Genomic DNA, 12,710 nt, shown 5'->3' with positions numbered 1-12,710 from the left:
GCCCACAAACCCCGTGCCCCACGCCTCGCCCTCGGTGACAATGAACCGGTGCGGTACAGAATTCTGGGCGTCACCCAGACAGCGGACGGCCAGGGCACCGCCGTATCCGTCCCCGGCCCCCGGCTCCGCGCCCTCCTCACGGCCCTGGCGCTCCGCCCGGGCCGTCTCACCGCCCCGGAGACCCTCATCGACGAGGTGTGGGCCGAGGACCCGCCCCAGGACGCCCCGGCCGCCCTCCAGGCCCTGATCGGCCGTCTCCGCCGTGCCGTCGGCAAGGACAGCGTCACCTCCGCCCCGGGCGGGTACCGCCTCGCCGCGACCGAGGACGACGTCGACCTCTTCGTCTTCGAACGACTCGTACGCCAGGGCGATGAAGCGCTGCGTCGGGGGGACGCGCCCACCGCCGCCCGCGCCCTGGACGACGCCCTCGCCCTGTGGCGCGGCCCCGCCCTGGCCGACCTCCCCGACCGCACCGCGGCCACCCGCCCCGAGGCCCTCCGGCTGGAGGCCACCCGCGCCCGCGCCGAGGCGGACCTCCTCCTCGGCCGCGCCCGCGAAGCCGTACCGCGCCTGACGGAACTGACCGCGGCGCACCCGTACGACGAGCCGCTGCACGCCCTCCTCATCCGCGCCCTGCGCGACACCGGCCGCGAAGCCGACGCCCTCGCCGCGTACGAGACCGCCCGCCGCACCCTCGCCGACGGCCTCGGCACCGATCCGGGCCCGCACCTGCGCGCCCTGCACACCGAGCTCCTCGACCGCCCGGAACCGACCCACGGCGCCCCATCGGCGCACGGCTCCGAACCGGATGCGCCCACGCGCCGCACTCCGCTCCAACTCCCCGAGCGCACCGGCAACATCCGTCCGCGACTTACCTCTTTCGTGGGCCGGGAACCCGAGCTCGACGCCATCCGTTCCGAATTGCACAGGGCCCGCCTCGTCACGCTCACCGGACCGGGCGGCTCCGGGAAGACCCGTCTCGCCGAGGAAGCAGCCGCCGCGCTCCCACAGGCGTGGCTGGCCGAGCTGGCGCCGCTCGACCGGCCGGAGGGGGTGCCGGGCGCGGTGGTCAGTGCCCTCGGTCTGCGCGAGACCGTCCTGATGACCACCGAGCTGGCGGCCCCGCAGGACGACCCGGTCGCCCTGCTCGTCGAGTACTGCGCCCCGCGCAGCCAACTCCTGATCCTTGACAACTGCGAACATGTCATCGGCGCGGCCGCCACCCTCGCCGAGACCCTCCTCACCCGCTGCCCCGGGCTCACGATCCTCGCCACCAGCCGTGAACCCCTGGGCGTCCCCGGTGAGTCGGTCCGCCCGGTCGAGCCCCTCCTCCCCGACCAGGCGCACCGCCTCTTCACCGAGCGCGCGACCGCCGCCCGGCCCGACGCGCCGGCCGCCCTGCGGGACGAGGAGGCGATAGCGGAGATCTGCCGACGGCTGGACGGACTGCCGCTCGCCATCGAACTGGCCGCCGCCCGGCTCCGGCTGCTCACCCCGCGCCAGATCGCCGACCGCCTCGACGACCGCTTCCGCCTCCTCACCTCGGGCAGCCGCACGGTCCTGCCCCGCCAGCAGACCCTGCGTGCCGTCGTCGACTGGTCGTGGGACCTGCTCGACGAACCGGAGCGCACACTGCTGCGCGAGCTGTCCGTGTTCGCGGGCGGCTGGGACCTGGAGGCGGCGGAAGCCGTGTGCACCGGCCCGGTCGCGGACCTCGTCGGCGCGCTCGTCGACAAGTCCCTGGTCGTGGCCGCGCCGTGCGAGCGGGGCGGCGGGGGCGGCATGCGCTACCGCATGCTGGAGACGATCCACGAGTACGCCGGCGAACGCGCCGCCGAGCTCCCCCGGTGCCGCGCGGCGGCCCGCCGACGCCACCGCGCGTGGGTACGCGCGCTCGTCGAGCGGGCCGACCCACTGCTGCGCTCCGCCGGGCAACTCCGCTGGATCGCCCGCCTGGAGACCGAACTGGACAACATCCGCGTGGCCCTCCAGCGCGCGCACACGGCGGGCGACGAGGAGGAGGCCACCGCCCTCTGCCTCGCCACGGGCTGGTTCTGGTGGCTGCGCAACTACCGCCGCGAGGGCGCCGAGTGGTGCGACCGGACCCTGCGCCTGGGCGCCGTCCTGGACACCCTCCGCGAACCTGCGCCCGAGGTGGCGTTCACCGTCGCCGACCTCACCGCGCGTATGGCCGCGCTCGACCCCGTCGACGCCCTGCTCAACACATCGGCCGCCACGCAGGACGCCCACCCCCGGCACGCGCAGCGGATGAACCTGCGGATGCTGAACGTGTTCTTGCTTTCGGAGTCCGATCCGAAGGACCCCGTGGCGGACCCGCGCTACCAGGAGTACCTGGTCCGCCTGCGCGCCGACTACGAGCCGGGCGGCCCCCGGGCGGCGCGGATGCCCGGCCTGCTCTGGCCGCTGACGGCCTTCCAGATGCGCGACATCGTGGACGTCCGGGGGGTCCTGGACCGGATGGTCGACAACTGCCGTGTCCACGGCGGCGACTGGGAGCTCGGCTGCGCCCTGATGTTCCGCACCCACATGGTCGTCGACTCACCCGGCGGACTGCACGGCGTGGACGACGACCTGGCGGAGCTGCGGGTGCTCAGCCTGCGCGTCGGTGACCGCTGGATGCGCGCCCAGGTGTGCGGCGCGGCCGCCGAGGCGGAGATGGCGCGCGGCCGTTTCACGGAGGCGGAGCGGGAGTACCGCGAGGCGCTGCGGCTCGCCTACGAGGTCGGGGCGTACGCCGAGTCGCCGTTCCTCATCGCCCGGCTCGGGGAGATCGCCTACCGCTCGGGCGACGTCGAGGGCGCCCGAGCCGCGCTGGACGAGGCGAACAGCGCCGCCGACCGCTACGGCGTGCCCGACGTCCGGGCGTTCGTCCTCCTGTTGCGCTCCCACATCGCGCTGCAGGAGGGGCAGGTGGCACCTGCGCGCCTGCTCTGCGACGAGGTTCGCGTGGCGGCCGGGCCGGGCGCCCCGCCGCCCCAGTTCGTGGCGGCGCTGAACATGCTCGACGCGGACCTCACCGCCGCCGAGTCCGGCCCGGAGCACGGCCTGCCGATGCTCGCCGACACGCTGCGCCAGGCGGTGGCCGACCAGTGCGCCGAGGCGGTCACCTCGTCGATCCTGGACGGCGCGGCGGACCTGCTGACCCGGCTCGGGGACCACCCGCGCGCGACCCGTCTCCTCGCGGCCGCCGACGCCCTGCGCGGCCCCCACCCGCGCCCCGCCCCGCAGCGCGCCAAGGCCGAGCTGGCCGAGGCCGCGGCCCGCGCCGCCCTGGGCGCCGGGCGGTACGCGGCCGAGCGCGTCCTGGGCACGCCTCTGACGGTGACCGACGCCCTGCGCGAGCTCACGGACAGCGTGCGCGACCACCCGGCCGGGCCGCCGGCCGTGACCGCGCGGGCGCCTACGAGCAGGTGAACCCGGACTCCGCCCAGTCCGCGAGCGCCACCGAGTCGAGGCCGCTGTGCGGCTCGACCACCAGACGCACGGTGGTGCGGCCGACGAGACTCACATGGACGGGCACGGCCGGGTCGCCGCCCCTGATCACCCCGGACACCCAGACCCGGCGCCCGTCGGCGTAGACCGCGAAGGAGACCGCGCCGAGCTTCATCGTCAGGTCGTCGACGCCGACGAACGCGTCGTAGGAGGTGCACGCCCGGTTGAGGTCGACGGTGACGGAGGAGTCGCCGTGCACGGTCACCCCGCGCTCGTACCGCCGTTCCGCGATGGACAGGCCGTACCGCTGCCACACCCAGCTGCTGCCGCCGAGCCGGATCTCGGGTCCGGTTCCGTCCCCGCCGACGTCGAAGGACAGCTCGCTCAGCGGATAGACGGCCGGGGCGGGCGGGGGCGTGGGCGCCGGAGTCGGTGTCGGCGTGGGGGTCGGGGTGGGCGTCGGACTCGGGACGGGAGTGGGGGTCGGGCTGGCCGTGGGGGCCGGCGTCGGCGTGGGCGTCGACTCGACGGCGCGGGTCGGTGTCGGGGCGGCCGCCGGGACGATCGCCGGAGGCTCCGGCTCGGGCTCCTTCGTCGGCGTCGGCGCGGGTGTCGGCTCCTCGGGCTGCGCGACCGGCGCCGGCGCGGACGCCGGGGTCCGGGCCTCGGGCTGCTTCGCGGGACCGCCGTGGCCGACGAGCGCGAGGGCCACCGCGGCGGCCGCCACCGCGACCACACCGGCCGCGATCCCGGCCTTCACGGGGGCGCCCAGCCCCTCCGAGGCCAACGCTCCGCCACCGGCGCCCGCTCCGCCCGAGGACCCGCCGGCCGCGGCCGCCGCGCCCGCGACGCCCGCCGCCCCCGCTCCGGCACCACCGGCGATGAGCGCCACCGCCTTGGCGTACCCGGCGGCGCCGAACCAGCCGATGACCGCGACCGGCACGACGGCGGGGATGCTGCTGGCGACCTCCTCGATCTGCAGGGCGGCCAGCCGGCACTTGGCGCACTCCTCCAGGTGCTTGCGCAGCCCCCGTTCGGCGCGGGTGCGCAGCCTGCGGCGGGCGTAGGTGCCGAGCTGGTCGGCGTAGCCCGCGCACTCCTCGTCGCTGGTGAGGGTGGCGCTGACATGGGCCTGGAGGTAGGCCTGCTTGAGGCCCTCACGGGCGCGGCTGGCGAGCACGCGCGTGCCGTTGGCGTCGAGGCCGAAGAGCATGGCGACCTCGCTCGGCGACTCGTCCTCGACCTCGGTGTGCCACAGCACCGCCTGCCAGCGCTCGGGCAGCGAGCGGAAGGCCTGCATGGCCATGGACTGCTCGGCCTCGTGCATCGCGCGCACATCGGCGCCCAGGTCCAGGCCCGCTCCGAAGGAGCCGCTGGACACCGTGTCGTCGGCGACTTCGGAGGAGCGGGCGGACTGCGTGGCGAACACCGCGAAGTCGTCGACGAGTTGCTCCCGCTTCGCAGACCGGGTCCAGTCGGCGGCCACCCGCCGGACGCAGGTCAGGAGGTAGGCGCGGACGGCGTATTCGGGTCCGGAGCCGCTGCGCACCGCCTGCAGCATGCGGGCGAAGACCTCGGCGGTGAGGTCGTCGGCGGTGTGCGCGTCCCGGCAACAGGTACGGGCGTAGCGGCGTACGGCGTCGGCGTGACGCCGGTACAGCTCCTCGTACGCAGTGTCGTCGCCCGAGCGCATCCGGCCGATCAGGTCGGTGTCGGCCGGCGGCAGGTCCCACGGCGGCAGGACGACTTCGGTTCGCCGCTCGCGCTGTGCCGGAACGCTGCCCTCGGACGGGTCGTCGAGCGGACGTACCGGCGGACGTACCGGCGGATCCCCCGGGCTGCCGGCCGTCGGACCGCTCGTCGGACCGCCCAGGAACCCCCTCGCGCGTCGGCCCTGGCTCGGCACCTGCGGTGAGGTCAGGCCGTCGGCCTCCGTGTCACCGTCCCCGGACGGGCCGAGCGACTCGTCCCCACCGTCAACACTCATCGCGGAAAGCCCCCGCCGCCGGCCCAGCCCAACCAGTCCTGACCACCGGGTCAGAGTGCCATATTGGCTTTTGGCCAGGACCTCCGTGGGGAAGAGCCGTCCACTCGTCCGTGGGGACCTGACGCAATCCAGTACTAGCTTTCACCCGTACGGGGAAGGTTCAACTGCCGTGCTGCGGAAAGCAGTTGAGCCGCCTATCCGAAATGTCGCGAATGCTCGGTACGGTGGGCGGGGTGAGGGTCACGCGGTACCCCCCACCCCACCGTCACCCTTTCGAGCCACCCGTCCCAAAGCCGCCGACACTGCCGGCCCCGCCCCTCACGAGGAGGGACGCGACCGCAGGCCCTCCAGCAGGATGTCCAGCAGCCGCGCCGAAGCCGCCGCCTGCTGAGCCGGATCCGGCAGCGAGGGCGCCGCCGTCGCGATGACCAGCAGCACGTCCGACACCGACACGTCGGTGCGCAGTTCGCCCGCCTCCCGTGCCCGGTCCACCAGCAGCCCCACGACCTCGAGCAGCGCCGCCGCTCCGGCGTCGTCGACAGCGGCCGTCGTGCCGTCGCCCGCGACGAGCCGCAGTTCGCCGCCGCCCGGCTGGGACCGCTGCTGCGGCACCCGCGCCTCGTCGGCCGGCACGCCCTCGCCGTCGTCCTCCGCGACGCCGACCCGCAGCACCTGCGGCGGCAGGAGCCGCCCGGCGCCGGACGCCACGGACGTCCGCAGGAAGCGCGACAGCGCCGACCACGGCTCGTCCTCCTGGCCGAGCGCCGACCGCGCCTGGTCGGTCAGCCGGGACGTCTCCTCCTCGGCTATCCGCCGCACCAGGACGTCCTTGCTCGGGAAGCGCCGGTACACCGTGCCGACCCCGACCCGCGCACGGCGCGCCACGTCCTCCATCGGCGCGCCGTAACCCAGCTCGCCGAACACTTCGCGCGCCGCCCGCAGTACATGCTCCAGATTGCGCTGTGCGTCCACGCGCAGTGGTGCCGTCCGCGCGCCTTCTCCACGTCCGTTGCCCACCGGCGTACCGACCACGCCGCCTGATGACAGGGCCGACGTGGACGACCAATGCGAGTTGTGAGTGTGCATGAATGTTCCCCCGGTAATGACGTCTCCCCCCGGAGACTCTCCCCGCCATCGAAAGTCGGGGGCGTGGAACACAGGGGACGGCCTCCCCGGGCCCACCCGTCGCAGACCCGCAGAGCACTTCCCCCTGACACCCCGTCGACACACGAACATAGTTGAGTGGGAGTCAATTCAGAAGGGGCAGGTTCCGCACGGAGCGCCCCCCGATCGGAGTACGGGTCGCATACATCCCGATTGCACCCCTTCCCGCACCCCGGCGCACAGCCGCTGACCTGCACTCCTGCCCCACACTCCGGTGTTTCGGCCAACCCTGCGCACACCCGACTCGCGGTCACACAAATTGTCGGGGCTGTGGACAAACTCCGGCGTCCGGTGCGTCATGGGATGGTGAAGGAACGTGCGCGCATTCTCGTTGTCGGCGGCGGCTACGTCGGGATGTACACGGCCCTGCGGCTCCAGCAGAAGCTGAAACAGGAACTCGGCCGGGGCGAGGCCGAGATCACTGTCGTCACACCCGACCCGTACATGACCTACCAGCCCTTCCTCCCCGAGGCGGCCGCGGGCTCCATCTCCCCCCGGCACGTCGTCGTGCCCCTGCGCCGCGTCCTGCCGCACTGCCGGGTCGTGGTCGGCGAGGTCACCGCCGTCGACCACGCCAAGCGCAGCGCCACCCTCACCACCCTCGCCACCGACGAAGAGGGCACCGGCCCGCAGCAGCTGACGTACGACGAACTCGTCCTCGCGCCCGGTTCCGTCTCCCGCACGCTGCCCATCCCCGGCCTGGCCGACCACGCCATCGGCTTCAAGACCGTCGAGGAGGCCATCGGGCTGCGCAACCACGTCATCGAACAGATGGACATCGCCTCCTCCACCCGCGACCCCGCGATCCGCGACGCCGCCCTCACCTTCGTCTTCGTCGGCGGCGGCTACGCGGGCGTGGAGGCGCTCGGCGAGCTGGAGGACATGGCCCGCTACACCACGCGCTACTACCACAACGTCAAGCCCGAGGACATGAAGTGGATCCTGGTCGAGGCCTCCGACCGGATCCTGCCGGAGGTCGGCGCCGACATGGGCCGCTACACCGTCAGTGAACTGCGCCGCCGCAACATCGACGTACGCCTCGACACCCGCCTGGAGTCCTGCGCCGACCGCATCGCCGTCCTCAGCGACGGCGCCCGCTTCCCGACCCGTACGGTCGTGTGGACCGCCGGCGTGAAACCCCACCCGCTCCTCGCCGCCACCGACCTCCCGCTGAACGCGCGAGGTCGGCTGAAATGCACCCCCCAGCTGACCGTCGACGGCGTCACGCACGCGTGGGCGGCCGGAGACGCCGCCGCCGTCCCCGACGTGATGGCCGACGAGCCCGGCAAGGAGACCGCCCCGAACGCCCAGCACGCCGTCCGCCAGGCCAAGGTCCTCGGCGACAACATCGCGCGCTCGCTGCGCGGAGAACCCCTCCACCCGTACTCCCACAAGTACGTCGGCGCGGTCGCCTCGCTCGGCCTCCACAAGGGCGTCGCCCACGTCTACGGGCGCAAGCTCAAGGGCTACCCGGCCTGGTTCATGCACCGCGCGTACCACCTCAGCCGCGTGCCCACCTTCAACCGCAAAGCACGCGTGCTCGCCGAATGGACCCTCTCCGGGCTCTTCAAACGGGAGATCGTTTCCCTGGGATCCCTCGAACATCCCCGCGCGGAGTTCGAACTCGCTGCCGGTGGAAAGCCTTCTGACGAGTCTGCCGGCGACCCGAAGGGGTCGTCCTGACCGGATCCAGGAACTCGACCGACCGCCCCCACGTCTGACGAATGTCGGCCCTGACGGCGGCCACACTGCCAGACTGCTCCCTGCTCCAGTCCCTCCCGAGCCCTTCCCGGCGGGCCACCACCCGCCCCCCGACCCACGAGGCCGTTCCACGTGCTCCACATCCCGGGTGCTGTATCAATGTGCGGCCACCGCCGCGCGGCCACCGCAGCCCAGGCCGGGCCCGGAGCCGGGCCGCCGACGACTACACGAGGCAAGGATTCGTGAACTTCACGCGCTGGAGCGCCCGGCTCCCCGGAACGCAGCGCCGCGCCGCCGCGCGAGCCGAGCACCCGGTCACCACCACGGACCGGCGGAGCGAAGGCTCCGTACCCGCGGCCCGCGCCGAACGACTCACCGACGAGCCGCCCCCGGTGCCCGCCGTCGACGAACTCCCGGTCCGTGAGGTCATCGACCGCGTCCCGGCCCTCGTCGCCCTCGTCCACGGACCCGACCACCGCCTCGCCTACGTCAACGACGCCTACGCGGCGGCCTTCGGCGTACGCCCCTGCGGCGAACCGGCCGCCGAGGCGCTCCCCGAGCTCCGCGACCTCGGCCTCATGCCCCTCCTCGACCAGGCCCTGCGCAGCGGCAAGCCCCGCACCCTGAAGTCCCGCAAGGCCCCCGACGGCCGCTCCTACACCTTCACCTGCACCCCGGCCGCGGAGGACAACGGCAAGGGCACCGTCCTGATCTTCGCCACCGACGTCACCGACCACGCCGAGGCCGCCGAACGCCTCAGAACGAGTGAACGCCGTCAGCGCGAGACCGCCGTCACCCTCCAGCGCTCCCTCCTCCCCCAGGAGCTCGAGGAGCCCGACGACCTGCGCATCGCCGCCACCTACCAGCCCGGCGGCACCGAGGCCGCGGTCGGCGGCGACTGGTACGACGTCATCACCCTCGGCGGCGGCCGCACCGCCCTCGTCATCGGCGACGTCATGGGCCGAGGCGTCCGCGCGGCAGCCGTCATGGGCCAGCTCCGCACGGCGGTCCGCGCGTACGCCCGTCTCGACCTGCCCCCGCACGAGATCCTCCAGCTCCTCGACGGCCTCGCCGCGGAGATCGACGCCAACCAGATCGCCACGTGCGTGTACGCCATCCACGACCCCAACGAGGGCCGACTGGTGTACGCCTCCGCCGGCCACCTGCCCATCCTGGTCCGCGACGAAAGCGGCACCGTCCTGCGGGCCGACGAACCCACAGGCCCGCCCCTGGGCACCGGCGGCTGGATGCACGCCTCCGGCTCGATCCCGCTCGGCCCCGGCTCGACGGCCGTCCTCTACACGGACGGCCTGGTCGAGCGCAGGGACGAAGACCTCGACGAAGGCATCGCCTCCCTGGAGCGCGCGCTCTCCGGCGCCACCGGCACCCCCCAGGTCGTCTGCGACCGCCTCGTCCGCTCGGCCGGCGTCACCGCCGACCACGACGACGACGTGGCAGTCCTGGTCCTCCAGCACCCGGCCCGCACCGGCCCCGACGGCGAGCTGTTCCGCAACGCGGCCCTGGAGCTCCTCGGCGGCGTCGAGGCGGCCCCACGCGCGCGTGCCTTCGCCTCCGGTGTCCTGACCAGCTGGCGCTTCCCGCCCGACTTCCACGACCTCGGCGTCCTCGCCGCCAGCGAACTCGTCGCCAACTCCCTCCAGCACGGCACCCCGCCCATGCGGCTGCGGCTGCGCCGCACCGACCGCCGCCTGATCATCGAGGTCACCGACGGCGACGACCACCTCCCGCGCCGCCGCCGCGCCGAACCGGGCGACGAGTCCGGCCGAGGCATCGCCATCGTCGCGACGATCGCCTCCCACTGGGGCAGCCGCCGTACCCCGGACGGCGGAAAGGCGGTGTGGTGCGAATTCGTCCTGCCGAAGCCTCAGCAGTGACAAGCGCCGTGACAACAGTCGTGACAACCGGAGCGACGGGGAGCGCGCCGCGGACGAGTCACGGCCGCCCGCCGACACGAAAGGCGGCCGCCGCCCTCACGGACGACGACCGCCTCCCACACCCGCCTCACGCCTCGGCGGCCACCGGCTCCGCCACCGCGCCACCTCGCGCGACCACCCGCTTCCGCACCAGCCACGGCTGATCCTGCACGGCGGTCAGCTGCCGCCCCAGCCGCAGCGCCAGACAGGTGATCCCCAGCGAGAACAGCAGGAACGTCACGATGTACGGCGCGTGCAGAGAGGCCCCCATCGGCCCGCCCACCGCCGGCCCGACGGCCAGCGCGAGCTGCTTCACCAGGGCGAACGCCGAGTTGTACTGCCCCGCGAGACCGGCCGGCGCCAGATCGGCCACCAGCGGCGCGACCGTCGGCGACAGCATCGCCTCACCCAGCCCGAACAGCGCGTACGTCGACACGAACGCGGCCGTCGCCATCTCCCGACTGCCGTGGCCGAGCCCCGCGTACCCGGCGACGACCCACGCGACGGCCCAGATCAGCCCCACGGCCGCGATCACCCGGGACCGCTTCTGCCGCTCGACGACCTTCAGCACGGCGAACTGCGCGACCACGATCATCGCGGTGTTGGCGGCGAGCGCGGTCCCGAGCGCGGACGTCGAGATCCCGGCGGCCTCCACCCCGTACGCGCTCAGCCCCGACTCGAACTGTCCGTAACAGGCGAAGAACAGCACGAAGCCCAGCACACACAGCTGCACCATGGCCCGGTTGCCGAGCAACCGCTTCCAGCTGCCCCCGGCGGACTGCGGGGCGTCCCCGACACTCGGAGCGTGCGGCAGCCGCACGGTCGACATCACGACGGCCAGCAGCAGGAACATCGCCGCCTCGATGGCGAACAGCAGCGTGAACGAGGACACGCGCGAGGTGTCGACGAGATGCCCGCCGATCAGCCCGCCCACCCCGAGCCCGAGGTTCTGAAGAAAGAACTGCGTCGCGAACGCACGCGACCGGTTCTCCGTGGTCGAGCAGTCCACGATCATCGTCGCCAGCGCCGGCTGCATCACGGCCTGCCCGGCACCGAGCGCGGCCGCGGCGGCCAGTACGGCGGTGGCATTGCCGGCGAGCCCCAGGCTCAGCGCTCCCAGAGCGGCGGTGACCAGGGCGGTGAGCAGGACCGGCGAGGGACCGCGCCGCACGATCGCCCTACCGGCGAACGGCAGCACGATCAGCGCGGCCACGGCGAAGACGGCGAGGACGAGCCCCGCCGTCATGGCACCCAGTCCCCGCACCTGCGCCACATAGACGTACAGGTAGGGGACGGTGAAGCCGAGCCCGAACGCGCTGAGTGCGTTGCCCACGTGGATCCGGCGCATCGCTGCGCCCCTCGCCCTGGTCACGTTCACCTCTCTCAGGTAGTCGTCGTCGGTACCGGATCGGAGCAGCGTCAGTACTTCCACTGCCTCAGTACTTAGTGCCGAAGACTTCGAAGCTAAAGTTAGAAGCGAAACTGTACACGTCGAAGAACTTCAATGCGAACGAGCTCCGTGCGATACTTGCGCCCATGGGCGACACCCCCGGCACGGTCGGCACCGGCAACGGCGGCGAGCCGACCCTCGAAGAGCAGATCGCGGCCTATCAGCGCGAGTTCCAGGATCTCGACCCCCAGGTGGAGAAGATCGTCTCGGCGCTCTCCCGCCTCAACCGCCGGATGAACGTCGCCTACGGCCGCCAGACCGCGGACCTCGGCATCAGCAACGCCGAGTGGGAGGTCCTCAAGGCCCTGGTCCTCTCCGGTGCCCCCTATCGCCTGGGCCCCAGCGATCTGGCCAAGCGCCTCGGCCTGACGCCGGCCGCGATGACCCACCGGATCGACCGCATGGTCGCCGAGGGACTGGTGACCCGGGAGCGGGACGAGTCCAACCGCGTGCGCGTGATCGTCGAGCTGATGCCCGAGGGTCGCGAGAAGTGGCTGCAGGCGATGCGCATGGCGACGGTCTTCGAGGAGGATCTCCTCCAGGACCTCTCCGCGGACGAGCGGGCGGTCCTCGGTGAGGTCCTGACCAGGCTCCTGCGCCGGGTGGAGCACGCTCAGCCGGACGCCGGCGGCCGGCTCAGCGACCTCGACTGAGCCACCCGCACCGGGTCGATCAAAAGATCTTGACAGGGGTGGTTGACATCCCCATCCAGGGTCCGTAGAGTTCTTCGGGTTGCCGGGGAGACGTAACGGTTCTCCGACAGCACCTCCGCCGCAGTAGCGGCACTACAAACCACCAGCACGATCTCCCAACGGGATCGAATTCGGCGTGCCCGAATTCAATTCGATTTGGGGTCGGCAGCCCGATTAGGAACTGCCGAGCGGATCCGCTAAGGTTTGAGACGTCGGAACGGCCCAACAGCCGGAAAGACAAGCCCCCTCTGACTGGGAATCAGCGCCGAAAGGATCTGATAGAGTCGGAACCGCCGGAAAGGGAAACGCGAAAGCGGGAACCTGGAAAG

The 12,710-nt window shown here is 72.9% G+C and carries 7 protein-coding genes; 4 read left to right on the top strand and 3 right to left on the bottom strand.

The window, feature by feature from the left end:
- The first annotated feature begins 48 nt into the window (after window positions 1-48).
- Window positions 49-3,435, top strand: coding sequence for a BTAD domain-containing putative transcriptional regulator (locus tag ACFWBD_RS37660; protein WP_385677434.1), 3,387 nt, complete (start codon window positions 49-51; stop codon window positions 3,433-3,435).
- Here ACFWBD_RS37660 and ACFWBD_RS37655 read toward each other — a convergent pair.
- Window positions 3,422-5,440: a sigma-70 family RNA polymerase sigma factor gene (locus tag ACFWBD_RS37655; protein WP_385677431.1), complete on the bottom strand. Its 2,019-nt coding sequence runs from the start codon at window positions 5,438-5,440 to the stop codon at window positions 3,422-3,424. The two genes, ACFWBD_RS37660 and ACFWBD_RS37655, sit on opposite strands and share 14 nt — an antisense overlap.
- Before the next feature lie 318 nt (window positions 5,441-5,758).
- Entirely contained in the window at window positions 5,759-6,526 is a 768-nt protein-coding gene (locus ACFWBD_RS37650; RefSeq protein ID WP_385677428.1) for a TetR/AcrR family transcriptional regulator, read from the bottom strand.
- Between the two features lie 381 nt (window positions 6,527-6,907).
- On the opposite strand from ACFWBD_RS37650, the gene ACFWBD_RS37645 reads away from it, so the two are divergent.
- Together ACFWBD_RS37645 and ACFWBD_RS37640 are read left to right on the top strand one after the other, a co-directional pair.
- Window positions 6,908-8,287, top strand: coding sequence for an NAD(P)/FAD-dependent oxidoreductase (locus ACFWBD_RS37645; RefSeq protein ID WP_385677425.1), 1,380 nt, complete (start codon window positions 6,908-6,910; stop codon window positions 8,285-8,287).
- Between the two features lie 260 nt (window positions 8,288-8,547).
- Window positions 8,548-10,200 (top strand): SpoIIE family protein phosphatase, encoded by a 1,653-nt coding sequence (locus tag ACFWBD_RS37640; RefSeq protein WP_385677422.1) that lies wholly within the window; start codon window positions 8,548-8,550, stop codon window positions 10,198-10,200.
- 127 nt (window positions 10,201-10,327) lie between these two features.
- Here the strand turns inward: ACFWBD_RS37640 and ACFWBD_RS37635 are convergent, their stop codons facing one another.
- Window positions 10,328-11,587, bottom strand: a complete 1,260-nt coding sequence (locus ACFWBD_RS37635; protein ID WP_385677419.1) for an MFS transporter — start codon at window positions 11,585-11,587, stop codon at window positions 10,328-10,330.
- A gap of 188 nt (window positions 11,588-11,775) precedes the next feature.
- Between ACFWBD_RS37635 and ACFWBD_RS37630 the strand changes: the two genes are divergently transcribed.
- Window positions 11,776-12,342: a MarR family winged helix-turn-helix transcriptional regulator gene (locus tag ACFWBD_RS37630; RefSeq protein WP_385677416.1), complete on the top strand. Its 567-nt coding sequence runs from the start codon at window positions 11,776-11,778 to the stop codon at window positions 12,340-12,342.
- Window positions 12,343-12,710 lie beyond the last annotated feature (368 nt).

The sequence above is a fragment of the Streptomyces sp. NPDC060002 genome, assembly GCF_042737245.1.
In the GTDB taxonomy this organism is placed as follows: domain Bacteria; phylum Actinomycetota; class Actinomycetes; order Streptomycetales; family Streptomycetaceae; genus Streptomyces.
This window is presented reverse-complemented; position numbering and strand designations above follow the sequence as displayed.